Source organism: Pseudomonas nitroreducens NBRC 12694, assembly GCF_002091755.1.
GTDB lineage: Bacteria > Pseudomonadota > Gammaproteobacteria > Pseudomonadales > Pseudomonadaceae > Pseudomonas > Pseudomonas nitroreducens.
Genome location: NZ_BDAI01000001.1, coordinates 803452 through 830041 on the forward strand (window position 1 = coordinate 803452; position 26590 = coordinate 830041).

Sequence of the window (26590 nt, forward strand, 5' to 3'; positions counted from 1 at the left end):
AACGCGGGTCGAATGGGTTACTTCAGGCAAATGTCCGCCCACTTCTGTACCGACAGCGGGCCGAGGATGGTCTGCAGCAACAGCACACCGGGCTTGGCGCTTTCGAAGCGATAGGCGCAGCCAACCGGCAACAGGCACTGGTGGCCACGCTTGAGCAGCACATAACCCATCGGCTTGCCCTTGGGCGACTCACCGGCCAGGCGGGTGCCCTCGCCTTCTACCAGCGGTGTATCGAGCTTGAGGAAATCGACGCGGATGTCGCCGTCCATGGAGATGGCGAACTCGTCGTGGGCACAGGTGAACCAGGGGGAGCGCCCTTCGGCGCGGAGGGTTTCGATGACGTAGTCGAGATTCTTGCCGACTACCACCTTCTCATAGGGCGCCGAACGCTCGGCGACCTCGAATACGTTGGAGAACACGTAATGGCTGGCCTTGCCCTTGACGATTTCGACCGAGCCTTTCTGGTAGTTGTCCAACGAACCGAAGACGGTCTTGAAAGCAGTTGAAGTCATTGCCGATCACCGTTGTCTGATTGTTGTTGTGCGAGTGGGTGAGGCACACGTTACGAGCCCATTCGGGGTCGCCACAATCCAACATCGGCCGACAACAGTGTTCGCGGAACACGAACACTTGTCTTGAAAATCAGCTAATCAGCCAGCTTTAGCCAACCCTTTTCGAACAATGGCCGATCCCATACCGGTTCGCCACCGATGCCGTCGAGCAGAAAATCCACCAGTGTGCGCACCTTCAACGCCTGCCGCTGGGTAGCGGGATAGACCGCGGAAAAGTCGAACGACGACAACGCATAGTCGGTCAGCACCGGCACCAGCCGCCCCGCCAGCAGGTCGTCGCTGGAAACCAGGGTTGGCAGGCAGACCACGCCGCCGGCATCCAGGGCGTAGTCGCGCAGCAAATGCACAGAGTTCGAACGCAACTGGCCATGCAGGCTGAGCTCCATCAGTTCGTCTTCGCCGTGGAACTGCCAGCGATTGCGCGAGGGATAGCCTTCATAGAGGCCAATCTTGTGCTGCAAAAGGTCCCGCGGATGTTCCGGCATGCCATGGCGCTCCAGGTAGCCGGGGGCCGCGCAGAACAATCGCCGCACTCGGAACAGACGTCTCTCGATCAGCGTCTCCGCCTGCGGCGGAAACATCTGGAAGGCCACGTCGAAGCCTTCCTCGATCGGATCGACCACGCGGTCGTTGACCACCACGTCAATCTCGATGTCCGGGTAGCGATGGGTGAAGTCCGCCAGCAAGGCGCCGAAATGACCGATGGCGAAACCAGGCAACATCTGCATCCGCAGCTTGCCGGTGGGCTGGGTGCGCATGTCCTGCATCTGCTCGGTCAGCGCATGGAAGCTGGCCACCATCTCCGCGCATTCCTTGTAATAGGTCTCGCCGACCTCGGACAGGCGGACATGACGGGTGCTGCGGTGGAACAGCGGCGCGCGGATCAGCTCTTCCAGTTGCTGTATCCGGTGAGTGATGACCGAGCGCGTCACCCCCAATTGCTGCGAAGCCTTTGAGAAGTTGCCGGTCTCGGCGACCCGGACGAAGGCTTCAAGGCTCAATAGACGGTCCATCACGGCTCCTCATAGTCGGCATCGCTCGCCCATTACGGCGAGGGGCACTCGCCAGCCACACTCAAGGTACCCAGACCAGGCGCCAACATGCCATTCCCAGCGTGGTCGTGTCCCGGAGTTCCTGGGCGCCGTGAACTGCGACGCTACAGAGAGAGTCCTGTAGCGGCCGGGCCGCTGTGCTTTTTCTCGTTCATGGCTTGCTCCAGCCCGAACGCTCCCGCCGCCGCTCTGCGGAGCGCGGTGGCGCGGACGGGCAAACGGGGGTCAGAAGTAGAAGGTGACGTCGACCGAGGTCAGCAACTGGCGCTCAGAACGACCGTCGCCATAGGCCTTGCGGCCATCGCCGTCATGGATGTCGTAGCGCAGCTCCGGACGCAGGCGCACGTTGGCCACCGGCGTATAGACCAGGTTGGTGGTGAAGCCGTAGAAGCTGCCCCAACTGGGATCGGGAATGCCGGTGGCCGGGTCGATGTACGCCATCACCACGTGGACCGGCGCGTCGGTGTAGAACCATTCGGCGCGGCTGTTCCACATCAGCTTCTCGCCCAGGCGGTGGTACCAGTTGAGGTTGCTGCCGTACCAGGTGCCGTCCTGCGTGCCGGCGAATCCGGCCAGCGCCGCATCCTTCTGCCGTCCCCAACCGGTTTCCAGGGCCAGGCGGTTGTCGCCGTTCAGCGCATGGGAAACGGTCAGGTAGGTTTCATAGCGCATCTGCCGGTCGTGCGCGTTGCCCGTGGTCGGCATCGGCGAGCCGCAGGCGCATTCGGCGAAGCTGTCGTCCGCGCCGTTGCCATAGATGTTTTCCCAGTCCACCCAGGTGCGGAAATCCGCCGAGCGCCAGCGCAGGTTGGCGATCAGGTGCGGATCGTGGTTTTCCGACTGCAGGTTGTTCCAGCCTTGCACCAGCCCCAGCTCGAAGCCGAGCATGGACTCGTCCTTGGCGCTGGGCAGCTTGAACGAATAGAGCGCGCCGGCATGCTTGGCCGGACCGTGCATGAACGAATAGGTATGGGTGTAGAAGTCCGCCGGAGCGGGCGTCGGCAAGGGGAAGCCGATCTCGTTCTCCAGCGGCGTGTGGAAGATCCCCAGCATCAGGTCGGAACCGCCCAGCACCGGGAAGTAGAAGTCCAGGTAAGCCTGCGCAATGTTGAAGTTCTCGTCCTCGGGGCCGGCGGCGCGGTTGACACCCAGGTCCTCGTCCCAGCCGTAGGTCTTGAAGAAGCGCGCATCCTTGCCATAGAGCGCGGTGACGTTGAAGCCCCAGTCGGCCTCCTGCGGCATCGTTCCAGGGAAGGGGCCGACCCGGCCGATCACGTTGCTCCCGGGCTGGCGCTCCACCGCCAGGGCGAACTGATTGAGGTTGAAGCCCTCGCGGGAGTTGAAGAAGCCCTGGCCGGCGACATCGCGGCTGCCGTTGTCGTTATACATCAGCCCGGCTTGCGCCCAGCCGCCGACACGGATGCCGTAGTCATCCTCCAGTTGCGGGCCGAACAGGTTCCGCGCCAGCGAGCCAATGGGGCCGTCGGCGGCATTGCCTGCCAGCGGCACAATGGACAGGGGCGCCAACAGCGAGGTGCAGAACAGCAATGGACGAAGGTTCATGCCGCAGTCCTTTTATTGTTATTGGATGGCGTTGAACCGACGGCGGAAAAGCGGAACATTCCCTCTCCCGCCTCGACACACACAGCGGCGTGCCCGGCGGGGGTGGACGTTACGCAGCGGGAATTGTTGCAACAATCGCCATTTAAGCGACTTCAGTGTTCGTGCATGCAGAACAATGCGTTAAGCGACGGGCTAGGGAGTAGGAGGTCGCAAACGCTGGGCGAACTCATCGAGTTGCTTCTGCTCGTATTTGTCGGCGGCCAGGCGCGCTTCCTCGCGGTAGCGCTCCACCAGTTTGCGCAGGCCTTCCAGGCGCGCGTACTTCTCCTGCCAGACGGCCCGCGCCTTGTCGGCGGTGTCCTGGTGCCAGCTCACGGAGCGGTTCTGCTGCTCCACCGCGCCTTCGAGCTGGGAGAGGAAGCGCTGGTAGTTGATCAGCCACTGGCCACTGACGCCCTGCTGGCCATTGCGGATCCACTGCTGCTGGTAGTCGAAGCGGTAGCGTTCCAGCTCGGCAAGTTTGCGCTGCGCCTGCTGTAGCTGACCCTGCACCACACCGAGCTGGCGCGCGGCTTCGCGCTCGGCCTTGAGCGCCATCTCGACCACCGGAGCCAGGCGTTCGGCGCGGCGGTTCACAAGCGCTTCTCCCGCTGCGTTTTCCGTGGGATGGGTGCAGAGCAGCGATACCCATGCTGCGATTCGCCGCAAGCTGAAAGACGATGGGTATCGCAAGCTCCCCCCATCCTACCAACAGCTTCGTGGAGACCGGGCATCAGCCGGCCTTGCCGCTGACCACCGCGTCCAGCAGCAGGCGGCTGTCGTCGAGGTTCTGGCTTTCGTCCAGTCCCTGGCGGAGGAACTGGCGCATGATCGGGAAGCGCTGGATCGCCAGATCGGTTTCCGGATCGCCACCGGCCACGTAGGCGCCAACGCTGATCAGGTCGCGGCTCTGCTGGTAGCGCGACCACAGTTGCTTGAAGCGCTGGGCATCGCGCAGGTGCTCCGGCGAGGTGACCTGCGGCATCACCCGGCTGATGGAGGCTTCGATGTCGATGGCCGGGTAATGGCCTTCCTCGGCCAGCCGGCGCGACAGCACGAAGTGGCCGTCGAGCACACCCCGCGCGGCGTCGGCGATCGGATCCTGCTGGTCGTCGCCTTCGCTGAGCACGGTGTAGAACGCGGTGATCGAACCGCCGCCCTTTTCACCATTGCCGGCGCGCTCAACGAGACGCGGCAGCTTGGCGAACACCGACGGCGGATAGCCCTTGGTCGCCGGCGGCTCGCCGATGGCCAGGGCGATCTCGCGCTGGGCCTGGGCGTAACGGGTCAGGGAATCCATCAGCAACAGGACATTCTTGCCCTTGTCGCGGAAGTACTCGGCGATACGGGTGCAATACTGCGCGGCGCGCAGGCGCATCAGCGGCGCATCGTCCGCCGGCGAGGCGACGACCACGGAACGCTTGAGGCCTTCCTCGCCGAGGATGTGCTCGATGAACTCCTTCACCTCGCGGCCCCGTTCACCGATCAGCCCGACCACGATGATGTCGGCCTTGGTGAACTTGGTCATCATGCCCAGCAGCACGGATTTACCGACGCCGGTACCGGCGAACAGGCCCAGGCGCTGGCCGCGGCCGACGGTAAGCAGCGAGTTGATCGAACGGATGCCGACGTCCATCGGCTCGTGGATCGGGTCGCGCGCCAGCGGGTTGATGATCGGGCCATCCATCGGCACCCAGTCCTCGGCGCGCATGCCGCCCTTGCCGTCCAGCGCACGGCCGACGCCGTCGAGCACGCGGCCGAGCATCGACATGCCCATGGGCAGACGGCCGGAATCCGGCAGCGGCACCACGCGGGCGCCGGGGGCGATGCCGGCGAGGCTGCCCACCGGCATCAGGTAGATCTTGCTGCCGGCAAAGCCCATGACTTCGGCCTCCACCTGCACGGGGTGATAGCCGCCGTCGTTGATCACCTGGCAGCGGCTGCCAACGGCGGCCTGCAGGCCTTCGGCCTCCAGCGTCAGGCCGACCATGCGTAGCAGGCGGCCCTCCACCACCGGCTGGGTCGGCAGGCTCACGGCATCGCTGTAGCCTTGCAGGCGGCGGGCGAAGCTGACGCGATCAAGGCGCATCGAGGTCGCCCTGGCCAGCGTCGAGGTCCACATGTAGGTCAGGCTCCAGCGCGTGGGTCGCCTGGTCGCGCTGCTGCTCGAAGAGTTGCTTCACGGCCTGGGCCAGGCGCGTCTCGACAGAGGCGTCGATGCGCGAATGTTCGGTCTCGATACGACAACCGCCGGGCAGCAGGCCGTCGTCCTCGATGATCTTCCAGCTTTCCTCGTGGCGATCGCGTAGCGCTTTCACCAGTTCGAAGTCCTGCGGGTTGACCTGGATACGGATGTTGCTGGCGCCCATGGGCAGCAGCTTGAGTGCCTCGCGCAGCACCAGGCGGATCTGGCTGGAATCGGTGGCCAGTTCGCGCTGCACCACCTGGCGCACCACATGGGTCACCAGGTTGAGCATGCCTTGTTCGAGCATCTGGTCCTGCTCGGCGATGGGCTCGAGCAGGTGCGACATCAGGGTTTCGAGATTCTGCAGGCGCGGTTGCAGAGCCGCGTCGGCTTCCTGGCGCGCCTTCAGCTGGCCGGCGTGGAAGCCGTCCTTCTCGCCGGTGGAAAAGCCCTCGTTGTACGCCTCCTGGCGAATCGCCTCAAGCTCGTCCAGCGTCAGTGGCTTGACCTCTTCCTCCGGCACCTCTTCGATCTGCGGTTGTTCGTCGAGCACCGGCTCGGGTTCGGGCTCGGGTTCCGGGGCCGGCCGGGCCGGGTCGAAACTGGGCAGCGACCAACGATCGAATCCCACGCTATCGCGGGCCCGGATCAGCTCGCTGAGCTTGTCCTCGTCCTTGACCAACTTAGATCATCTCCTCGCCGCCCTTGCCGCCGAGCACGATCTCGCCGGACTCGGCCATACGCCGGGCAATGGTGAGGATTTCCTTCTGCGCGCCTTCCACTTCGCTGACGCGCACCGGGCCCTTGGCCTCCAGGTCGTCGCGCAGCAGCTCGGCGGCACGCTTGGACATGTTGCGGAAGATCTTCTCGCGGATCGCCTCGTCCGAGCCCTTGAGGGCCAGCACCAGCACGTCCGAGGAGACCTCGCGCAGCAGCGCCTGGATGCCGCGGTCGTCGACGTCGGCGAGGTTGTCGAAGACGAACATCAGGTCTTCGATCTGGCCCGACAGGTCCTCGTCGACTTCGCGGATGGCGTCCATCAGCGCGCCTTCGACCGAGCTGTCGAGGTAGTTCATGATGTCTGCCGCGCGCTTCACGCCGCCCATGGTGGTGCGGGTGGAGTTGGCGTTGCCGGCGAACTGTTTCTCCAGGATCAGGTTCAGTTCCTTGAGCGCGGACGGCTGCACGGTGTTGAGCGAGGACACGCGCAGGATGATGTCCAGGCGCACCTTGTGGTCGAAGTGGCTGAGCACTTCGCCGGCCTGGTCCGGGTCGAGGTAGGCGACCACGATGGCCTGGATCTGCGGGTGCTCGTAGCGGATCACGTCGGCCACGGCGCGCGGCTCCATCCACTTCAGGCTGTCCAGGCCGCTGGTATTGCCGCCCAGCAGGATGCGGTCGATGAGGTTGTTCGCCTTGTCCTCGCCCAGGGCCTGGGTGAGCATCTTGCGGATGTAGCTGTCGGCGCCCACGCCCAGGCTGGTCTGGTCGCCGACGATCTCGACGAACTCGCCCATCACCTGCTCGACCTGCTCGCGGTGCACATTGCGCATCTGCGCCATGGCCACGCCGACCTTCTGCACTTCCTTCGGGCCCATGTGGCGCAGCACCTGCGCGGCATCGGTCTCACCCAGGGAGAGCAGGAGGATGGCAGCCTTGTCGACCTTGTTCAGTTTGGCGCTCATGCGGGCTTCACTCATCGGAATTGATCCAGTCCTTCACTACCTGGGCTACGCGCCCCGGGTCCTGGGCGACCAGACTCTTGATCGCATTCAATTGTGCATCGTACCCCTCGGAGGGGCTCGGCAGCAGGATGCTGGCCGGGCCGCCGAGGCTCACGCGGTCTTCGGACAACTCGCCCTCCAGACCACCCAGCTCGCCCAGGCCGCCTTCGCCTGCGCCGCCGGCCACCAGAGCCTTGCTCTTGTTGCCCGACAGGTTGTTCAACACCGGGCGCAGCACGCCCAGCACCAGCACCAGGATGAAGACGATGCCCAGCACCTGCTTGACCACATCCCAGAACCAGGGCTGCGAGTAGAACGGCGGCGAGGCAATTTCATCACCCAGTTCCGGGGCGAACGGCGCGTTGATCACGCTGACGCTGTCGCCACGGCTGGCGTCGTAGCCTACCGCGTCCTGCACCAGACGGGTGAAGCGCCCCAGTTCGTCGGCGGTCCAGGGCTGGTGGCTGACTTCGCCGGTTTTCGGATCGGCGATCACGCGGTCATCCAGCACCACCGCGACGGAAAGCCGGCGCAGGCGACCCTGCTGCTGCTTGGTGTAGCTCACCGAGCGGTCCAGCTCGTAGTTGCGTGTGTTCTGCTGGCGCTTGTCGGTCGGGTACGGAGCCAGTTCCGGCTTGCCGGTCTTCGGATCGATGATCGTCTGGCCGTTGGCGTCCTTGAGCGGTTGACCCGGAGCGACGAAATCCGCGCCGGCGTTCTGACCGGTGGTCTGGGGCGCGCTGGCCGGGTTCGGCGGCTGGTTCGACAGCGCACCCGGCACGCCCTGCGGGCCGTTGCTGTTCTGCCGTTCCTCGTTGTTCACCTGTTCGCTGCGCAGGGCCGGCTGGTCCGGGTTGAACGACTCGGAGGTGGATTCCACCGCGCTGAAGTCGACGTCGGCGGACACCTCGGCCTTGTAGCGGCCATTGCCCAGGACCGGCGCGAGGATGCTGTGCACGCGCTGGGTGAAGTTGCTTTCCATACGGCGGGTGAAGTCGAACTGCTTGCCGGCCATGGTCAGCTCGGAGAGCTCCTGCTGGTCGGAAAGCAGATTGCCCTTCTGGTCGACCACGGTGACCTGGGACTTGTCCAGTTCCGGCACGCTGGTGGCGACCAGGTTGACGATGGCCAGCACCTGGCTTGGCTCCAGGCTGCGGCCCGGGTACAGCTCGACCAGCACCGAGGCGCTGGGCTTGCGGTCGTCACGGACGAACACCGAGCTCTTCGGGATCGCCAGGTGCACGCGGGCACCCTTGACGTTGTTCAGGCTGGCGACGGTGCGCGCCAGCTCGCCTTCCAGGCCGCGACGGTAGTTGGTCGCTTCCATGAACTGGCTGGTGCCCAGCGCCTGCTCCTTGTCGAGGATCTCGAAGCCGACGTTGCTGTCGGTCGGCGCCAGGCCCGCGCCGGCCACTTTCATGCGCGCACGGCCGAGGTCATCGGCTTTCACCAGCAGCGCGCCGGAGTTGGGCTCGATCTTGTAGCCGATATCGGCGGCGGACAGCGCTTCGACCACCTTGTTGGCGTCGACGCCATTGAGGCTGCCGTAGAGCGGCTTGTAGTCCGGCTGCTGCGACCACAGGACCATGCCGAAGCCGATGGCGATGCTCGCGGCCAGGCCGACCAGCAGGCCGACCTGGCGCAGCACCGGCATGTCCGCGAGGTTCTCGAGGAAGGCCAGGCCCAGCAGCGGCTTTTTCGGCGCGTCGGCGCCGACCTTGGCCGGAATCTGGCTATCAACAACGGAGGCTTGGGACATTACCTACGATCCTCGCCGATCAAACCGGCATCTGCATGATGTCCTGGTACGCCTGCACGAGCTTGTTGCGTACCTGGGTCATCGCCTGGAAAGAAACACTGGCCTTCTGCGAGGCGATCATCACGTCGGTGAGATCGACCCCTTTCTGCCCCATCTCGAAGGCGGAGGCCATGTCGGAGGCGGCCTGCTGGGTACCGTTCACCTTGTCCACGGCCTGGCCGAGCATCTGCGAGAAGCTCGGCGCCCCCGCTTCGACCGGCGCCGCCTGCGTCGTCTTCGCCTTGGCCATGGCCTCCATTTGCATGGAGCGCATTTCCAGCAGCAGACGATTGAACTCGATACCCTGACTCATCACTTACCCCTCCGACCGGCCGCGGTTTTTTGACACTGCGCGGCGCTTTGCAGAGGTGATTGCAACTTGGGTGCCAGGTTTTCGGGGCGTAGGAAAAATGCGAGAAATGGCTCTGGAATGGGGACTGCAGGCTGAGTGACCAGGTGTTGCGGGCAGAGGTACTGGCGTACGGTCAAGGGCCCCTCACCCCAGCCCTCTCCCAGAGGGAGAGGGGGCAGGTCGGCGTGGCCGGTGGGCAGGCATTCAGCCGGACATTGCGCTACAGCAGAACGGACGCCAATTTTCCAACCGGCAGAGGACATCCCCCTCTCCCTCTGGGAGAGGGTTGGGGGTGAGGGTAATCATCCCGCACCGGATTCGACCGCCAATCGAGGCGCTTCCAGCACAGTATCAGCCCCCACCAAGACATCGTGATTCCCATAGCGCAAAACGCGAATCCCCTGCCCTGCCAGCCAGACGTCACGCTCTCGATCATGCGCAGACTCCAGATGCTGCCCACCATCCAGTTCCACCGCCAGCCGCAGCGCATGGCAATAGAAATCCAGCACATAGCGCCCGCACGGCACCTGCCGGCGAAACTTCAGGCCAAGAAAACGCCTATCTCTTAACGCTGCCCACAAACTCCGCTCAGCGTCGGTTTGCCGCCGCCGTAGCTGCCGCGCAAATGCCACCTCGTCCATGGTTCGCTCCCAGGTCGATCAACCTGGGAGAAAGGTCCGACATTCCCATGCAGGAGGCAGCCAGACGAGAACACCAGCGCTCCACAGAAACCACCGAGCCCAACCAAGAAAAGGCCCGCACGAATGCGGGCCAAGAGGGGTTGTCCATTCGCCATTCAACTGGCGTAGAGATAAGCCTCCACATCCATGCCGGCGTCGCGCATCTGCGCGAGCTTGTAGCGCAGGGTGCGCGGGCTGATGCCCAGGCGCTCGGCGGCTTCCTTGCGGCGGCCGCGCTCGCTGCGCAGGGTGTCGATGATCATCTGGAACTCGCGGCGCTTGAGGTCTTCGCCCAGCTGCCCGGCCTCGGTGGAGGCGACTGACGGAATGTCGACGCTGGCAGAAACCGGCGGCGGCGCCGATGCCGGCACTGCCGACAACACCGGGCGCGGTGCCAGGCCGATGGGCGAGGTCAGACACAGATCAGCGGCCAGCACCTGGCCGCCCTGCTGCAGGATCAGCGAGCGCTGGATAGCGTTGTCCAGTTCGCGAACGTTGCCCGGCCAGGGGTGCGTCAGCAAGGCGGCGCGGGCGCAATCGGCCAGGGTGACGGGTGCGTGGTTCATCTTGCGCGCGTACTTGGCCAGCAAGCGTTCGGCCAGCGGCAGGATATCGGCGGGACGCTCGCGCAGCGGGCGCCACGCCAACGGGAATACCGACAGGCGATAGTAGAGGTCCTCGCGGAAACGCCCGGCAGCCACCTCGCCGAGCAGGTCGCGGTTGGTGGTGGCGAGCACGCGGATATCCAGGCTGATCGGCTTGCGCGCGCCGACACGCTCCACCTCGCGCTCCTGCAGCACGCGCAGCAGCTTGGCTTGCAAGGCCAACGGCATCTCGGAAATTTCGTCGAGCAGGATGGTGCCCCCGTCAGCCAGTTCGAACTTGCCCGGCTGGGCAGCGATGGCCCCGGTGAAGGCCCCCTTCTCGTGGCCGAACAGGGTGGCCTCGAGCATGTTGTCCGGAATCGCCGCGCAGTTGATTGCAACGAACGGCTTGCCGACGCGGGGCGACTGCTGGTGGATGTACTGCGCCAGCACCTCCTTGCCGGTACCGGACTCGCCGGAGATCAGCACGGTGGAATCGCTCCGTGCAACACGGGCAGCCAGCTCCAGCAATTGCTGGCTGGCGGGCTCCAGGGCTACCGGGCCTTCGCCGGCACTGGCCGATACGGCCCCGAGCGCGTGGCGGGCCACCAGCTCCAGCAGCGCACGCGGCTCGAACGGTTTGACCAGGTAGTCGGCAGCGCCCTGGCGCATGGCATCCACGGCGCGGTCGACGGCGCCATAGGCGGTCATCAGCAGCACCGGCAATTGCGGGTAGCGCTTGCGGATCAGGCCGAGCAACTGGTGCCCGTCCATGCCCGGCATGTTGACGTCGCTGATCACCAGGCTGAAGGCATCCTTCTCCAGCGCTGGCAGCGCCGCTTCGGCGCAATCGACGGCAATGAAGTCGTGCCCGCCGAGCGACAGGGTGTCGCAGAGGGCTTCACGAAGGGCGCGGTCGTCTTCGACCAGCAGGACTTTGGCGGCCATGGAAATCACTCCTCGTGGACGGCGGATTGAGCCAGGATCAGCGGCAGGACCAGGGTGGCGCAGGTACCGAGACCCGGCCGCGAGCGCAGAAGCAGTTCACCCTGGTGAGCCTTGGCGACAGCTTTCACCACCGCGAGGCCGAGGCCGGTGCCGGTGGTCTTGGTGGTGAAGAAGGGTTCGCCGAGACGCGCCAGGGTTTCGGCGCTCATGCCCGGACCGTTGTCGCTGACGCTCAGGCGCAGGCTGTTGCCACGCTGGTAGAGGTGCACCTTCAGGCGCACTTCGCGGCCAGCGGCCTGGATGGCGTTCTCCACCAGGTTGAGTACGGTGCCGACCAGCGTGTCGCGGTTGCACAACAACTCGCCCACGCGAGCATCGCACTGCCAACGCAGATTGAGGCCGGCGACGTGGGATTCGGCCGCCGCGCGAAGGCTGCTGAACAGTTGGTTGGGGGCGAGACGGTCCGGCAATGGCAGCTCGCCGCGAGCGAATACCAGCATGTCGCGCACCTGGCTTTCCAGCTCGTGCAGGCGCTCCTTGATGCGGCCGGCAAAGCGTTGCTGCTGCTCGACCGGCAGCTCGCCTTCGCTCAGGTGGCCGGCATAAAGCATGGCGGCGGACAGCGGGGTACGGATCTGGTGAGCCAGGGAAGCGACCATGCGGCCGAGGGCGGACAGGCGCTCGTGACGGGCAAGCTGGTCCTGCAGACGACGGGTTTCCGTCAGGTCGTTGAGCAGGATGAGCTGGCCGGGTTCGCCGTTCAGCGGACGGATGGCGATGGACACACGGCGACCATCGCGCAGGGAAACTTCGTGGCCGTCGTCGGCACGCGGGGCGAAGCTACGGGAGATGACCTCGCGCCAGAGCATGCCCACCAGCGGCTTGCCGAGCAGGGCGACCGCCACCGGATTGGCGTCGCGTACCACGCCTTGACCGTCAATCATGATGACGCCGCCGGGCAATACGTCGAGCAGGCTCTGCAGGCGGTTGGCCTGGCGTTCCTTCTCCGCCAGCTCCTGCATGCGCTGCGCGCTGACCAGCGCCAGTTCGCCCTTGAGCTCGGTGACGCGGGCTTCCAGCAGGCTGTAGGACTGGTTGAGCTGGCTGGACATCTGGCTGAACAGCTCGAAGGTCTGCTCCAGATGGGCGCGGCTCTGCTGCTCCACCGGCACCTGCTCGGAGGGCCGGGAAGCGAGTTCAGTCTGGCGATGGGTGGCGGGCATCATGCGGTTTTTCCTCATCCGTCCGACGGCGTGAATCTGTCGGTCGGATGAGTCTTAGCAAACCGCGTGCCTAAAAATTACTCGTTATATTTCAATGACTTGAAAAAACGAGTGTGACGGAGGCGTCAATCCTCCGCCATTTCCTCTTCGCGGCGGCTCATGCCGTACTTGCGCATTTTCTCCACCAGGGTGGTCCGGCGGATGCGCAGGCGTTCGGCGGCTCGGGCGACGACACCACTGGCGTCGTCCAGCGCCTGCTGGATCAACCCCTGCTCCAGGTTGGCCAGGTAATCCTTCAGGTCGATGCCCTCGGCCGGCAGCATGGCCGGCGAGTCCAGGCCCGGCAGGCCGGCGGTGATCGCCGCGCGCTCTTCCAGTTCCTCGCGCAGGCTGGTCGCCAGTTGCTCGTCCTCGTCGTCGACGTGACGGAATTTCTTCGGCAGCTCGCCCACTCCGATCACGCCGTAGGGATGCATGATCGCCAGACGCTCGACGAGGTTGGCCAGCTCGCGCACGTTGCCCGGCCAGTCGTGACGGCAGAGCGACATGATGGCGGCCGAGTTGAAGCGGATCGAACCGCGCTTCTCGTGCTCCATGCGCGAGATGAGTTCGTTCATCAGCAGCGGGATGTCCTCGACGCGCTCGCGCAGCGGGGCCATCTCGATGGGGAAGACGTTGAGGCGGTAGTACAGGTCCTCGCGGAAGCTGCCGTCCTCGATCATCTTCTCGAGGTTCTTGTGGGTCGCGGCGATGATGCGCACGTCCACATTCTGCGTCTTGTTGCTGCCCACGCGCTCGAAGGTGCGCTCCTGCAGCACGCGCAGCAGCTTGACCTGCATCGGCAGCGGCATGTCGCCGATCTCGTCGAGGAACAGCGTGCCGCCGTTGGCCAGCTCGAAGCGGCCCGCACGCGTGGTGATGGCGCCGGTGAACGCGCCCTTCTCGTGGCCGAACAGTTCGCTTTCCAGCAACTCCGCCGGAATCGCGCCGCAGTTGACCGGCACGAATGGCGCATCACGACGCTTGGAGTGGTAGTGCAGGTTGCGCGCCACCACCTCCTTGCCGGTGCCGGATTCGCCGAGGATCAGCACGCTGGCATCGGTATCGGCGACCTGCTGCATCATCTGCCGCACTTGCTGGATGGCACGGCTGGTGCCCACCAGGCTGCGGAACAGGTTGGGTTCGCGCTGACGGCCACGCTCGCGGGCCTGGTCGTACATCTCACGGTAGACCTGGGCGCGGTGCAGGGAGTCGAGCAGCTTGTTGTAGCTGGGCGGCATCTCCAGGCTGGCCAGCACGCGGCGGCGCAGTTCCTCGGGCCATTCGTTGGGCACCGGCTCGCCCATCAGCAGCACGGGCAGGTATTCGTCCCAGGCAGCGAGCTGCTTGAGCAGCTCAAGCGCCCCGCCCTTGCTTTCCACAGCGCCGACCAGCACGCAGAGCACGTCGCGGCTGCCATTGGGCAGAGGGTCGACGATCTGCCGCCAGTCGCGGCTGTTGCAGGAGAGCTGGTCTTCACCCAGGAAGCTGATGATCACCGAGAGGTCCCGGCAACGGTCCTGGTTGTCATCGATCACGAGGATTTTGGTTTCGCGCCACATCTTAGCTTGTCATCCCGGGCTTGAAGGCCGTACTACGGCGGCTGACACGATCTGGCCACAGCACAAATTCCTCATGCTAGCCAGCATTTGGCCACTAGTTAAGTCAAAATTGTGGCTAGAGTCAAATTTATGGCGTGTTTTTTTTGATGAAGCCCGACGAAGGGTGTTGATCCTTGTCATGGCAATCGAACTGGAGGGTAGTTCGAAGCGCAGAAGGCGGCCAACGGTACCTGACCGATCACCGCCCGAAGAGAGCCGATCCGAATGGATCAGCCGAACATCTGGTAAACCTTGGCGCCCTGGTGGGAGCGATTGACGCGGACGATTTCGCCTGCCACCTCTTCGCGCTGCCGAGTGACAGCCTGGACCAATTCGCGGTAGAGCACCAGCAATCCTTCCAGGCTGCGCTTGAGTTCGCTGTCATCGTCCATCGGCTCGACCATCGCGGCATCGACGTGCTCGCGACACTGAAGGTCGAGCTGGGCGACCGCTTCCCAGTCTTCCTGGGCCAGTGCGGCCCCGAGAGCGAGGCGGGTCTGTTCGATCTGCTGGACGGCGAGAGTCATGTTCGGTATCTCCTGGCAGGCAGCAATCACGGAGCGATGGCGTCCCAGCCTTCCTTGAGGGTGCGCAGCAGACCCGAGACTTCGTCGAGCACCTGCACTTCGTTGCTGCGGTTGGCGTCGCCCAGGCGACGGCTCATGTAGTCGTAAAGGTTGGCATAGTTTTCCGCCACCTCGCCACCCGCCTCGAAGTTCAGCGCTTCGCGCAGGCCGGCGATGATCGCGGTGGCCTTGGCGATCAGCATGCCCTTCTGAGCGAACTGCTCGCGCTCCATCGAGCCGCGCGCCTGGGCGATGCGGCTCAGGCCACCTTCCATCAGCATCTGGATCAGACGATGGGGAGAGGCGTCGTGCACCTGCGACTGGTTGTTCACATTCTGGTACTGGCGCAGCGCTGCCGAAGCGTTCATCTGATTTCCCCTTGATTCGCTGAACGATCAAATCGTCGATATTCAAAGTATCGGCGCTGGCGGGAAAACCTTTAGGCAAAAATCAGCACGGGCGTACGGCTGCGCAATGGCGTCGCAGAGCGGCGCGCGGCTCAGCAATCAGCTGTCGGAACTGCTGGTCTTGTTCAGCGCGTTGAGGGTGGTCAGTACGCTGGAGCGGGTAGCCTTGAGCTGAGCGACCAGGGTATCCATGGCGGTGTACTTGGCCATGAGCGTTTCGGTCAGCTTGGTCATCCGGTTGTCCAGCTTGATCTGCTGGTCAGCCAGATCGCTCAGGGTGCCGTTGAGTGCGGACGTGCGCTGATCCAGCAGACCGTTGGTCTGGGTATAAATATCCAGGCTTTTGCTCATGCGAGAGAGCAGCCCGCCATCACCGGAGAAAAAGCCCTGGACCGAGGCGAAGTTCTTTTCCAGCGCCTTGTCCAACTTGTCACTGTCGACCTGCAGAGTGCCGTCGTTCTTGGTGGAAATTCCAAGCTGCGACAGCAACTTGATGCTGCCGCCATTGCTGGAGCCCCCCACAAGTTGGCTATGCAGCCCGCTGAGCAGGTTGCGGGTCATCGAATCACTGGCCAGGGCAGCCGCAGTGGTGGTCGGATTGCCGCTGGAGTCGGTGGTATTGGTGACCTTGGTCAGCGAGTTGATGCTGGTGATCAACGCGTTATAGGCATCGACGAACGATTGCACTGAGGTCTTCAGGCCATCCGTGTTGGTATCGACGGTCAGCGTCGACTTACCCTCTGCTACCAGACTCAGTTCGACGCCACCGATGGCGCTGGAGATCTTGTTCACCGAGCTGCTCATTTCCAGCCCGTCGATGGTGTAGCTGGCGTTCATCGCGGGTTTGTCGATGTAGCCACCTGCAGTGGCGCTGGCCTTAGTATTGGCCCCGTCGATAGCCAGTACCCCCAGGCTGCTGTCGCCGGAAGTGGTGACACTGATATCGCTGCCAGCTCCGGTCACGCTCGAGCCCAAGACCAGGCGCGGCCCCGTGGAGTCGGTAATGATGTTTGCAGTGAAACCGCTGTCTTTGAGTTGGCTGTTAATGCTGTCGCGGATCTCCGCCAGGCTAGCACCAGCCTTCACGCTGACGTTGTAGGTGCTGCTGCCCTGCTTGATGGTCAGGCTGCCGGCACCGAAAGAGGCGGATTTATCAACGTACTGCGTGGCGACCTTGGAGCTGGTAGCCAGGTTCTTGACTTCGACGCTGTAGGTGCCGGCCGAAGCGCCGGTACCCAGCGAGGCAGTAAGCGCATCGGAATTGGAACTCTTAACGGCGAGGCCAGCGAAAGCATTGGAATCGGAGGCGTTGAGCTTGCTCAATGCGGTCTGGAAGGTGGACAAGGCGCTCTTGAGTGAGCCGATACCCGAGAGCGTGGTATTGGTCGCGGTCTTCTGTGTGCTGATCTGGTTGGATTTCGGCGCCTTCTGCGCGTTCACCAGAGCAGTCACGATGGAGTCGATGTCGTATCCCGACCCAACACCGTTGATTGAAGTCCCGGCCATTTGCCTACCCTCCTGTCCAAATTTCTGGCGGCTCTCAGTTCGCCGCCTGCGTTTGGTAACCCTTCATACAAGAATCACGCCAAGAACCAAAATAGATCAGGCGCGTTCGCTGAATAGCAGATTACCCGCTTCCTTCAGGCTTTCTGCCAACTTGAGCGCAACTTCCGAAGGAATCTGGCGTATGACCTCGCCAGTATCGGAGGCCACGACCTTTACGACGGTTTCGCCGCTGGCTTCGTCCACCGAGAACTCCAGGTTGCGTTGAACCGACTGGGCCTGTTCACGCAGTCGGCTAACGGCTTCGTTCAGGCTGCGAGCCTTGCTGGCCGGCGATTCCTTGGCGCTCTGCGGCAAGCTGTTGCCGCTGACCGGCTTGCTGCCTGCGGCGGCGCTGTCGACCGGGCGCGAGTTGTTGATTCCGAGGCTGGTATCCATCAGGTGTTACCCTCCGAATGCAAAACAAGGAAGGGCGCCGGGCGCCCTTCCTTTCCGTTTTTTGCCTTGCGGCAACCCCTTACTGGAGCAGCTTCAGGACAGCGGAAGGCAGCTGGTTGGCCTGGGCCAGAACCGCGGTGGCGGCCTGTTGCAGGGTCTGCTGCTTGGTCATCTCCGCGGTTTCTGCGGCGAAGTCCACGTCCTGGATGGTGCTGCGTGCAGCGGTGGCGTTCTCGGACACGTTCTGCAGGTTCGAGATGGTGCTGTCCAGACGGTTCTGGATGGCACCCAGCGAGGAACGCTGGCTGTCGATCTGCTTCAGGGCGGCGTCGATCACCTGGGTGGCCGATTGGGCACCTTTGGCAGTGCTGATGTCCAGAGCCTGGACGGTGGAGTTGGTGGTGGTAGTGGTCGCGGTGGTCGCGGCAGCAGTACCGATGGCAGTGGTGAAGTTGCTGCCCGAGGTCAGGGTGATGCTGGTGGTGCCACCCGAGCCGGCGGCATCGGCGACAGCGGCCACACCGGAAATGTTGGTGTTGATCGCGGAGACGATGTCGTTGGCAGTAGCGCCCTTGGCGAAGCTGACCTGGGTGCCGTTGATGCTCAGGGTACCCGCGGTCGCAGCGACGCCGCCGGTGCCGGACAGCACGGTGCTCAGGTCCAGGCTGGTGGAGGCCAGTTGCGAGGAGCCCTTCAGCGCGGTGGCGCTCATGTCGCTCAGGGTGAAGCTGACGGTTTCGTTGGCGTTGGCGCCGACCTGGAAGGTCAGGGTGCCGTTGCTGCCGGCGGTGCCGTCGAGCAGCTTGATACCGGAGGTGCCGCCACCGAAGGTGGTGGTCTTGGAAATACGGGTCAGTTCAGCGGTCAGCGACTTGAACTCCTGGTTCAGCGAGGTCTGGTCTTCGCTGCTGTTGGAGCCGTTGGCGGACTGCAGGGACAGTTCACGCATACGCTGCAGGATGTTGGTGGACTCTTGCAGAGCGCCTTCAGCAGCCTGGGCGATGGAGTTGGCGTCCTGGGCGTTCTTCACGGCTACGTTCAGGCCGTTGACCTGGCTGGTCAGACGGTTGGAGATCTGCGAGCCGGCGGCGTCGTCCTTGGCGCTGTTGATACGCAGGCCAGTGGACAGACGGGTCATGGAAGTATTCAGGTTGTTGGCGGCCTTGGTCAGGTTCTTTTGAACCGACAGCGAGGCGATGTTGGTGTTGACGGTAAGAGCCATGACGAATTCCTCGTGTTAGGGCTAAGTGGCCTCCCTGCCCGATTGATTCGAAATGGCGTGGAGAACCTTCGTTAGGGTTATCGTCCCAAGTCGGATGGGCTTTAACTTTTTTTTCGATTTTTCTTCAGGCCGCTCCGCAGGCCCCGGCTGGCCTCGTTCTTGCAATTACCCCTCGAACGCGCCAAAGCTCCGTCACCAGCAGGGTCCACATGTCAAACCAATCGCTTCAATCCGACATCCAGCGCATCAGTGAAGCGCTGCAGATCGCCGAAAGCCGCCAGGATCGCGGCGAGCAGATTCGCTTATATGAAGCGTTGGCGAAGCTCTCGCCGGAAACCGCGATGATCCACGCGAAGATTGCCCGGCTGCATCTGGAGCTGCTCGACCCATCTTCCGCCCAACCCTGGGCCGAACGCGCGCTGGATCTCTCGACCGCGGCCAACGTCGATGAAGAGCTGCTCGACATGATGCGTTCGCATCGCCTGTTCACTCAGGATCTCGAGCGCGCCGAGCGCTGGTACCGAGCCTCACCCAGCCTGCCGCGCCTGGGGCTGTACGGCGCCGCGCTGACCCTCAAGAGCCGCTTCGACGAAGCCGAAGCTCTCTATACCCAGACACTGGAAAAGCCCCTGAAGGACTGGCAGCAGAGCGTCGTGCTCGGTCTGCTGGGCACGCTGTACTTCGATTGCGGCCGCTACCACGACAGCATCGCCTGCCACCAGTTGGTCACGGAGTTGACGCCCGACTACCCCTTCGGCCCCTTCAACCTGGCGCTATCCCTGGAACAGGTCGGTCGCTACCGGGAGGCGCATCGCCTCTATATGAAAGTGCTGGAAAAGCTGCCGCAACACGCAGGCACCCATAACAACCTGTCCCTACTGCAACTGCGCCTGCTGCAGTTCGAGCTGGCCTGGCCGAACTACGAGTGGCGCTGGAAGACCTCGCTCAAGGAACACCAGCAGGAGTTCAACACACCGCGCTGGCGGGGCGAGCCGCTGGAGGGCAAGACTTTGCTGGTCTGGGCTGAGCAGGGCATCGGCGACCACATCATGTTCGCCAGCCTGCTGCCGGACCTGCTCAAGCTCGGCGGACAGCTGCATTTCGAAACCTATGATCGCCTCTACCCGTTGCTGTACCGAAGCATGCCTGGGTTGAGCGTGATCCAGCGCGAGAGCAGCGGCCAGGTACACAACGGCCAGCGCATGATGCACCGGCAGAACTGGCCGCGCAGCGACTACCAGATTCCCATGGGCAGCCTGGGCGAGTTCCTGCGCCCTACCCTCGCCTCTTTCGTCAATCAGCCGCGCGCCTTCCTCAAGGCCAGCCCGCAACAGAGCCAGGCCAAGCGAGCCGAGTACCAGCAGCTGTTTCCCGGCAAGCGCCTGGTGGGTCTGTCGTGGCGCGGCGGCATCGACTCCGCCAACGACATGCAGAGCCGCCGCATCGCCATGGAAGAGCTGGCGGAGCTGGGCAAGCTCGAACACGTGCAGTTCATCAACCTGCAGTACGGCAAGACCGTCGAGGAACGCGAAGAGGTCGAGCGCCTGGGGCTGTACATCCACGATGACGAGAGCATCGACCCGCTCAAGGACATGGACGCCCAGGCCGCCCAGATCTGCGCCCTGGACGCCGTGCTGAGCATCGACAACACCACCGTTCACCTGGCCGGCGCCCTCGGCGTGCCGACCTTCGTCCTGCTCCAGCTCAACCCGAACTGGCGCTGGGGTATCGAGGACGCGACCAGCTACTGGTATCCGTCCGTGCACCTGATCCGCAACCGCGAGCTGGGCCGTTGGGGCAATGCCCTGGACCAGGCGGTGCAAAGCATGCGGGTCAGCGGCGTGATCTGAGCGCCGTCAGCCCGACGAACTATCCACCGGCCCGCCCAAGCGGCGGATGCCAACCCTGATTGCCAGCGACTCCGCTTGGAGGAGAAACCCAGTGTCCCAAACTCTTGAAGCCCGCATTGCCCAGGCCCAGCAACTGCAACGCAGCGGTCAGCGGGAAGCTGCCGTCGCGGCTTTCCGCGGGCTGCACGACGACTACCCAGCCGACCTGCCGGTGCGCCTGAGCCTGGCTATCGCCCTGGGTGAGCTTGACCAGAACAACGAGGAGGCATTCGAGCATCTGCTGCACGTCCAGCAGAACGTGCCGGACAACGCCGCGGTGAACAGCCTGCTCGGCCGCCTGCTGGTTCGCCTGCATCGCTACGACGAAGCCCACCCCTATCTGCACCTGGCCGTGCAGCTGGACGCGGAAGACTTCGAAGCGCGCAACACCCTGGCCACCCTGGCGTTATTCCAGGGTCACCTGGAAGAGGCCTACCACTGGCTGGCCAGCCTCTCCACCTACGAGAAGCGTGCCGACACCGCCGACCTGCTGGCGCAGTTGGAGATGCTCCAGGGCATGCGCCAGGCCGAGGCCAGCAGCTTCTTCGGCAAGGCGCGGGTTTTCGCCCGCTCCAGTCATGCGGCCACTGCCGGTGGCCCGCCCGGCGCCAAGGCGATCATGGAGAACAACTCGAGCCAGCGCGACGATCTACTGGCGGTCACCGGCTGGCAGCGCATAGAGGCCGGTACCCTGAACCTGCAGGCGCTGTTCGATCCGAAGGACCTGGTGCAGAAGATCGCCCCGCTGTTCTTCGAGTCCGGCAACGGTATCGTTTACCCCGCGCCGTACGAGCACGTGCCCTATATCCGCATGGGCTATTTCTACTACCAAGGCTTCCTGCAGTTCGAAGGCCGCCATGCGCCGGTGCTGATCCGCCGCGCCGCCGTGCCTTCCTCGCCGGATGTGCTGGAAGTCTGGGCCGAGCACAACCTGCGCGAACAGCTCAACCTGGTGGATGGCAACGACGTGCTCTGCTACCTGCGCAGCCCCGACGCCGCGCCGGAAGACAGCCAATGGCGCGACTGCAAGCTGGACGTGCACGAGAACTTCTTCTCGCAGTCCCAGGTATTCGGCGCCAACAAGGAGCTGTACCAGGGCCACGAAGGCTGGGACCTGCCCGGTGCCCGTCCGACGCTGTTCCGCATGGAGCGCTATGCGCTGGAAAAATGGCTCTCGCCCACCGACCGTGTGCTGGACATCGGCTGCAACATCGGCTGCTTCGGTATCGAGGTGGCACAGAAAGTCGGCAGCTACCTGGGCTTTGACAACAACGACTCGCTGATCCGTATCGCCGAACGTCTGGCGCAATACCATGGGGTGAAGAACTGCGAATTCCGCACCTGCACCTATGAAGACCTGCGCGCCAGCGAACCGGAGCTGTTCGACGTGATCTTCTCCTTCGCCGTGCACGTGTGGATCGGCAAGCCGATGCCCGACTATGTTGCCGACCTGAAAAACCTGCTCAAGCCCGGCGGCATCGTGGTCATCGAGAGCAACGACCTGAAGATGAACGACACCAAGTTCTTCGCCAACGTGCGGCACTTCTACGAGCAGGGCTTCTTCCTGCTGTACCAGGGCCAACTGTTGGACGACAAGGTCCACCACCGTGGCTTCTGCGTGTTCAAGCGACTGGACTGACTCATCGCTGCAATAAAAAAAGCCCGGCGTTTGCCGGGCTTTTTCTTTGGCCTTTGGGCTTGCTCCTACCGGAGGGAATGCGGCGAGCTCGGGTCTGCCGAAGGATCAGCAATCCTCCGCGAAGGATTTCGCGGATAAGGGCCAGGCGTCCCATCTCTCCTGCCGGAGCCGCTCACACTGATATGAAAAAGCCTCCGCAAGGGAGGCTTTCTCTTGTCGATCAGTAGCCCATCAGTTGGCGATGACGAACGTCTCGCTGGCCTGCCAGCCGTTGCCGCTCCATTGCGGGAAACCGGTGGCCTGGCGCCAGGCGGTGGAGCAGATCAGGCAGGTGGTCACGTTGGGGAATTCAGGCGTGATGCAATCGACCATGCCCTTCCACCACAGCGGCTGGCGCACAGTGATATGGGCGTTCTCGCCATTGGGCAACAGCGCCGCCGCTGGGTAGCAGGCAACGTTGAGGATCACCAGGCGGTCGGCACAGGAGTAGATGTCGCGCAGGACCTTCGGCACGTCGGCGACGAAGATGTGCTCGAGCACGTCGAAGGACACCACGCAGTCGACTTTCCGGCGCTCGTCGATGCCGCGCGCCGGCTCATAGCGGTAGGCGGCCTCTAGGTTGAAGTACTGCACCGCCGACTGGCCATTGTCGTCGAAGCCGGGCATGGTCCAGTCCGAACCGCCGCAGCCGTAGTCCAGAACATTGCGGATGCGGTGCCCCTGCAGAATCTCGCGGATCTGCGGGCGGAATGGGCGCAACTCGAAGTCGCTGAAAGCCACCTCGACGTGCTGCGCATCGCTGCGGTCGTAGCCTTCGCGGGCCATCTGCCCGTACATCTCGATCAACTGGCGGCCCTTGGAACTGAAGTCGATATCGCCCATGTGCGTGTCTTCCGAAGTGAGTGCCCGCCTTTACCGGCGGGCCGGATGAATCAGAGTTTGTTGAACAGGCTGAGCTGGCTGATCCGCGCAAACGCGGCCTGGGCCGCTTCGAGCATGGTCTGCTGCAACACCAGTTGCGACGTCGCCGCGGCCATGTCGGTGTCGCGGATCGAGGATTGGGTCGTGGTATTGGTCAGGGCCAGGCTCTGGTTTTCCTGGGTCAGCACGTCGATGGTGTTGAGCCGTGCGCCGATCGACGACTGGGTCGCGAGCACCTGGTCGCTCGCCTTGTCCAGATTGGTGAGTGCAGTGGCCACCATGTTGCGGATGTTCAGCTGCGCCTGCGGGTCGCCGGCCGTCGAGGTATCCAGCGCCTTGCGCAGGTCGCCGATGGTGTTGAGGATGTTCTGCCGCTCCGGCGAGCTGGCGGTGACGCTGAACTGGTCTCCGGCTGCGGGGGCCGCGCTGATGCTCATGTCCACGCCGGCGACGGTCACCGTCTGCGGGAAGGTCGCGCCCAGCGTGCCGGTGGACAGCGGCGTGGCGCCCTGGCTGGTGGGCAGCGCGTAGACCTCGTAGGCGGTGGCGCTGGTGAATTTGAGCTGCACACCGCTGTTGGGGAATTGCGTGGTATAAGCGGTGTTGTTGCTCACCGTGGCCGAGGTGATCTGCGCGGTCGAAGTGTTGGTGGCGTTGCGCTTGATCGACAGGCTGTCCGACGCGGTGCCGAAGCTGAAGCTGTAGCCGCCGACCAGGCTGTCCATGGCGGTGGCGTCGTCGGTCTTCTGCAACGAGACGTCCAGCTGGAACTGCGAGCCGCGGAAGTTAATGGCGTTGCTGTCGGTGGACGTGGCGTCGTAGGTACCGTTGGTAGTGGCCTCGCTGGTGACGTCGTTGCCATTCTTGTCGAGGATCTGGTACTGCGTGCCGCTGAGCACTTTCAGGGTGTACGGCGCGCCGTCACGGAAGCTGGCGTTGTACTGGCTGTCACTGGTGACGGTGCCCTGGGAGAGGAACACGCGCTGGGTGCCGTCGGTGTTCGGGTTGCTGGTCACCGAGCTGATGGTGCGACTGGCATTGGCGGCCATCTCGAAGATGCTCCAGCCATTGTCGTTGGTCGACATCTGCAGGCTGTCGGAGATCTGCAGCTTGAGCGTGCTCTGGTCGCCCTGGTAGCTGAAGCTGCCGTCGGCATTCTGCACGAAGGGCTGCACGGTGCTCTTGCTGCCGGAGAACAGGTAATTGCCGCCGGCGTCCTTGCTGTTCATCAGGGTCAGCAGCTGGTTCTGGATGGCGCCCAGTTCATCGCTGATGGCGCCGCGGTCTTCGTCGGTCATCGAGCCGTCGCCGGCGCGCAGCGTCAGTTCACGGGCGCGCTGCAAGGCAGTGGTGATGGAGTCGAGGACGCTCTGTTCCTGGTTCAGGCTGTTGGTCGCGCTGGTCATGTTGCCGCTGTACTGGGTCAGCAGCGCCTGCTGCTGTTCCAGTTGCAGCAGACGCGCGGCGCCGACGGGGTCGTCGGCGGGCGTCTGGATGCGCGTGCCGCTGGAGATCTGCTCCTGCAGCTTGGACAGGGTCGCGTAGCCGCGGTTGTAGTTGTCGATGTTGGAGTTGAAGATCTGCGGGGTGGAAATTCGCACTACCATTTCGGCCTCCTCAGATGTTGTTGATCAAAGTGTCGAAGAGCGTCTGCGCGGTCTTGATGACCTGCGCGGAGGCCGTGTAGTACTGCTGGAACTTGACCAGGTTGGCCGCTTCCTCATCGAGGTTCACCGCCGACAGCGAATCGCGCGTGCCTTGTGCCTGGGTCAGCACCGCCTCGGTGGCGGTGGCGTCGAGCTTGGCCTGGTTGGCGGTGGCGCCGACGGTCTCCGTCAGGCTGCTGTATGCGCCGGTCAGGCTCATGCCGCTACCACTGCCGGTGCCGCTGCCAACGGTCTTGGCACTCTGCAGGTCGATCAGCTTCTGCGCGTTGGTGTTGTCGGCGTCGCCGTCGCTGTTGAAGGCCACGGAGAAGCTGTCGCCCTGCCCCGGATAGCCGGCGATGGTGGTCTCGAAGGTGAACGACGGCGTGCCCGGCACGGTAATGCTGAGGTCGTTACTCTGCCCCGGCACGATGTTGCCGGTGCCCAGCGGATTGCCGGCCGAGTCGTAGATGGTATAGCCCTGGGTGCCGCCGCTGGCGGCGTCGAACACCAGCTTGACCGGCAGGCCAGCCTTGATTGCCGCCGACATGGCCGCGCTGTTGGTCGAGTCCAGCTGCGAGGTCAGGCTGGTGCCGCTGATGGTGCCGCTACCGATGTTGCCGGTGGTGGTGCTGGCGGTCACCGCCGAGGCGAAGGCCAGGCGGTTGGAGTCGGTCATGGTGACCGAGATGCCCGCTGCGGCGGTGCGGGTCGGGATCACGGTGAAGCGGTCGCCAGCCTGCACCGTGCCGACGCTCTGCTGGCTGATGCTGAAGCCGTCGAATTCCTTCGGCGGGTTGTCGGTCAGGTCACCGCTGCCCAGCACCGTGCCATCGGAGGAACGCTTGATGGTGTAGCCGGTGGCAGAGGTGAAGGTCACCTCGTAGTCACTGGTGGTCAGCGCGCCGCTGTCGGTGATGTTGACGTTGAGGTTGCCGGTACCGGTGTTATGGGTGTTGGCCAGGCTACGGTTGCCGATCACGCTGGCATCGTTGATGTCCTTGAACAGCTGCGCGCCGAAATTGCCGTTCAGGTCCAGGCCCTGGGCCAGCTGGCTGTTGAAGGTGTCGGCGAGGACGATGGCCATGCGCCCGAGTTCGTTCTGGGTCGTGTCGAGCACATCGCTGCGGTAGCGCAGCAGGCCGCCCATCTGGCCGCCGGTGACCACCGAGGTGACGTCCATGGTCGAGCTGCCGGAGCTCAGGCTCAGGCTGAACTGCGACGGGTTGTTGGCGCTCGGCCCGGCAGTCAGGGTGGAGGAATTGGCGCCCACCACCAGCGGCTGCCCGGAGCCCAGGTAAAGGTTGAGGCTGCTGCCCTGCTTGACCACGCTGACGCCGATCATGCCCGAGAGCTGCAGCACCGCCTGGTCGCGCTTGTCCTGCAGGTCGTTGGCGCTGGCGCCGCCGGCCTCGGCGGCAATGATCGCCTGGTTGTACTGGGCGATGGTCTTGGCCAGGTCGGTGACCTGCCCGGCCAGGCTGTCCATCTGGGTGTTGACGTAGCTGTTCTGGGTGCCCAGCTGGGTGGAAATCGAATTGAAGCGCTGCGCCAGGTTGTTGGCCTGGGTCAACACCAGCTGGCGCGAGGCGGCGTCGGTCGGCGTGGCCGAGGCGGTCTGCAGCGAGGCGAAGAAATTCTGCATGACCTTGGACAGGCCGGTGGTGCTGTCGGACAGCAGCGAGTCGATCTGGTTGACCTGGGACAGGTAGGTCTGCGCATCGCTGTCCACCGAGGTGGCGCCGCGCAACTGGTTGGCCAGGAACTCGCTGTACATCCTGCGCACGTCCTGCACCGTGGTGCCGGTGCCGACGTAGTACTGCCCGGCGAACTGCTCGGCAGAGGTCACCTGCGACGTCGACTGGCGGGTGTAGCCGGCCGTGTTGACGTTGGTGATGTTGTTGCCGGTGGTGCTCAGTGCCGCTTGCGAGGCATTGAGTCCGGACAGTCCGATGGATAGTAGGCTCATGGGCTTTCCTTAGAGCGTTCCCTTGAGGTG

General features: G+C 63.9%; 23 protein-coding genes. 2 read left to right on the forward strand and 21 right to left on the reverse strand.

Annotated features, from left to right (window positions below; all coding sequences use genetic code 11):
- Positions 1 to 17: 17 nt before the first annotated feature.
- The 18 genes from PNI01S_RS03795 to PNI01S_RS03880 form a co-directional block, all read right to left on the reverse strand.
- Positions 18 to 512, reverse strand: coding sequence for a cupin domain-containing protein (locus PNI01S_RS03795; protein WP_024764943.1), 495 nt, complete (start codon positions 510 to 512; stop codon positions 18 to 20).
- Positions 513 to 646: 134 nt separating this feature from the next.
- On the reverse strand, positions 647 to 1585 hold the full coding sequence (locus PNI01S_RS03800) for a LysR family transcriptional regulator (RefSeq protein ID WP_084357447.1): 939 nt from the start codon (positions 1583 to 1585) through the stop codon (positions 647 to 649).
- Positions 1586 to 1849: 264 nt separating this feature from the next.
- On the reverse strand, positions 1850 to 3187 hold the full coding sequence (locus PNI01S_RS03805; RefSeq protein ID WP_084357448.1) for an outer membrane beta-barrel protein: 1338 nt from the start codon (positions 3185 to 3187) through the stop codon (positions 1850 to 1852).
- Positions 3188 to 3379: 192 nt separating this feature from the next.
- Entirely contained in the window at positions 3380 to 3823 is a 444-nt protein-coding gene (gene fliJ, locus PNI01S_RS03810) for a flagellar export protein FliJ (protein ID WP_084357449.1), read from the reverse strand.
- Between the two features lie 136 nt (positions 3824 to 3959).
- A complete protein-coding gene (fliI, locus tag PNI01S_RS03815) occupies positions 3960 to 5315 on the reverse strand; it encodes a flagellar protein export ATPase FliI (RefSeq protein ID WP_084357598.1) in 1356 nt (451 codons plus the stop codon).
- Complete coding sequence (gene fliH / locus PNI01S_RS03820) at positions 5305 to 6093, reverse strand: flagellar assembly protein FliH (protein WP_084357450.1); 789 nt, start codon at positions 6091 to 6093, stop codon at positions 5305 to 5307. The genes fliI and fliH overlap by 11 nt, the downstream gene beginning before the upstream one ends.
- Before the next feature lies 1 nt (position 6094).
- Positions 6095 to 7111 carry a flagellar motor switch protein FliG gene (gene fliG / locus PNI01S_RS03825; RefSeq protein WP_017520274.1) on the reverse strand — a complete coding sequence of 339 codons (1017 nt, stop codon included), beginning with the start codon at positions 7109 to 7111 and terminating at the stop codon, positions 6095 to 6097.
- Positions 7104 to 8894 carry a flagellar basal-body MS-ring/collar protein FliF gene (gene fliF / locus PNI01S_RS03830; protein ID WP_024764937.1) on the reverse strand — a complete coding sequence of 597 codons (1791 nt, stop codon included), beginning with the start codon at positions 8892 to 8894 and terminating at the stop codon, positions 7104 to 7106. The genes fliG and fliF overlap by 8 nt, the downstream gene beginning before the upstream one ends.
- Before the next feature lie 19 nt (positions 8895 to 8913).
- Positions 8914 to 9246: a flagellar hook-basal body complex protein FliE gene (gene fliE, locus PNI01S_RS03835; protein WP_024764936.1), complete on the reverse strand. Its 333-nt coding sequence runs from the start codon at positions 9244 to 9246 to the stop codon at positions 8914 to 8916.
- A 341-nt stretch (positions 9247 to 9587) separates the two neighbouring features.
- Positions 9588 to 9926, reverse strand: a complete 339-nt coding sequence (locus PNI01S_RS03840) for an endonuclease domain-containing protein (protein ID WP_084357451.1) — start codon at positions 9924 to 9926, stop codon at positions 9588 to 9590.
- Between the two features lie 155 nt (positions 9927 to 10081).
- Positions 10082 to 11497 (reverse strand): sigma-54-dependent response regulator transcription factor FleR, encoded by a 1416-nt coding sequence (fleR, locus tag PNI01S_RS03845; RefSeq protein ID WP_065086321.1) that lies wholly within the window; start codon positions 11495 to 11497, stop codon positions 10082 to 10084.
- 5 nt (positions 11498 to 11502) lie between these two features.
- A complete protein-coding gene (locus PNI01S_RS03850; protein WP_065086322.1) occupies positions 11503 to 12723 on the reverse strand; it encodes a sensor histidine kinase in 1221 nt (406 codons plus the stop codon).
- Positions 12724 to 12845: 122 nt separating this feature from the next.
- The gene (locus PNI01S_RS03855; protein WP_065086323.1) at positions 12846 to 14321 is read right to left on the reverse strand and encodes a sigma-54 dependent transcriptional regulator; all 1476 of its coding nucleotides are present in this window, start codon (positions 14319 to 14321) and stop codon (positions 12846 to 12848) included.
- 269 nt (positions 14322 to 14590) lie between these two features.
- Positions 14591 to 14887 carry a flagellar protein FliT gene (fliT, locus tag PNI01S_RS03860; RefSeq protein ID WP_024764931.1) on the reverse strand — a complete coding sequence of 99 codons (297 nt, stop codon included), beginning with the start codon at positions 14885 to 14887 and terminating at the stop codon, positions 14591 to 14593.
- Between the two features lie 26 nt (positions 14888 to 14913).
- On the reverse strand, positions 14914 to 15294 hold the full coding sequence (gene fliS / locus PNI01S_RS03865; RefSeq protein ID WP_065086324.1) for a flagellar export chaperone FliS: 381 nt from the start codon (positions 15292 to 15294) through the stop codon (positions 14914 to 14916).
- A gap of 138 nt (positions 15295 to 15432) precedes the next feature.
- On the reverse strand, positions 15433 to 16839 hold the full coding sequence (fliD, locus tag PNI01S_RS03870; protein WP_084357452.1) for a flagellar filament capping protein FliD: 1407 nt from the start codon (positions 16837 to 16839) through the stop codon (positions 15433 to 15435).
- A 96-nt stretch (positions 16840 to 16935) separates the two neighbouring features.
- Positions 16936 to 17274, reverse strand: a complete 339-nt coding sequence (locus tag PNI01S_RS03875) for a flagellar protein FlaG (protein WP_084357453.1) — start codon at positions 17272 to 17274, stop codon at positions 16936 to 16938.
- A 79-nt stretch (positions 17275 to 17353) separates the two neighbouring features.
- Positions 17354 to 18496 (reverse strand): flagellin N-terminal helical domain-containing protein, encoded by a 1143-nt coding sequence (locus tag PNI01S_RS03880; protein ID WP_084357454.1) that lies wholly within the window; start codon positions 18494 to 18496, stop codon positions 17354 to 17356.
- A gap of 209 nt (positions 18497 to 18705) precedes the next feature.
- Here PNI01S_RS03880 and PNI01S_RS03885 point away from each other — a divergent pair, with 209 nt between their 5' ends.
- Together PNI01S_RS03885 and PNI01S_RS03890 are read left to right on the forward strand one after the other, a co-directional pair.
- Positions 18706 to 20346, forward strand: a complete 1641-nt coding sequence (locus PNI01S_RS03885) for a tetratricopeptide repeat protein (protein WP_084357455.1) — start codon at positions 18706 to 18708, stop codon at positions 20344 to 20346.
- A gap of 91 nt (positions 20347 to 20437) precedes the next feature.
- The gene (locus PNI01S_RS03890; RefSeq protein WP_159457340.1) at positions 20438 to 22024 is read left to right on the forward strand and encodes a methyltransferase domain-containing protein; all 1587 of its coding nucleotides are present in this window, start codon (positions 20438 to 20440) and stop codon (positions 22022 to 22024) included.
- A 231-nt stretch (positions 22025 to 22255) separates the two neighbouring features.
- Here the strand turns inward: PNI01S_RS03890 and PNI01S_RS03895 are convergent, their stop codons facing one another.
- From PNI01S_RS03895 to flgK, 3 genes are read right to left on the reverse strand one after another with little or no spacing between them, the layout of a single operon-like run.
- The gene (locus PNI01S_RS03895; RefSeq protein ID WP_084357457.1) at positions 22256 to 22906 is read right to left on the reverse strand and encodes a class I SAM-dependent methyltransferase; all 651 of its coding nucleotides are present in this window, start codon (positions 22904 to 22906) and stop codon (positions 22256 to 22258) included.
- A gap of 50 nt (positions 22907 to 22956) precedes the next feature.
- A complete protein-coding gene (locus PNI01S_RS03900; RefSeq protein WP_223186771.1) occupies positions 22957 to 24552 on the reverse strand; it encodes a flagellar hook-associated protein 3 in 1596 nt (531 codons plus the stop codon).
- Positions 24553 to 24562: 10 nt separating this feature from the next.
- Positions 24563 to 26560: a flagellar hook-associated protein FlgK gene (gene flgK, locus PNI01S_RS03905; RefSeq protein WP_084357458.1), complete on the reverse strand. Its 1998-nt coding sequence runs from the start codon at positions 26558 to 26560 to the stop codon at positions 24563 to 24565.
- Positions 26561 to 26590 lie beyond the last annotated feature (30 nt).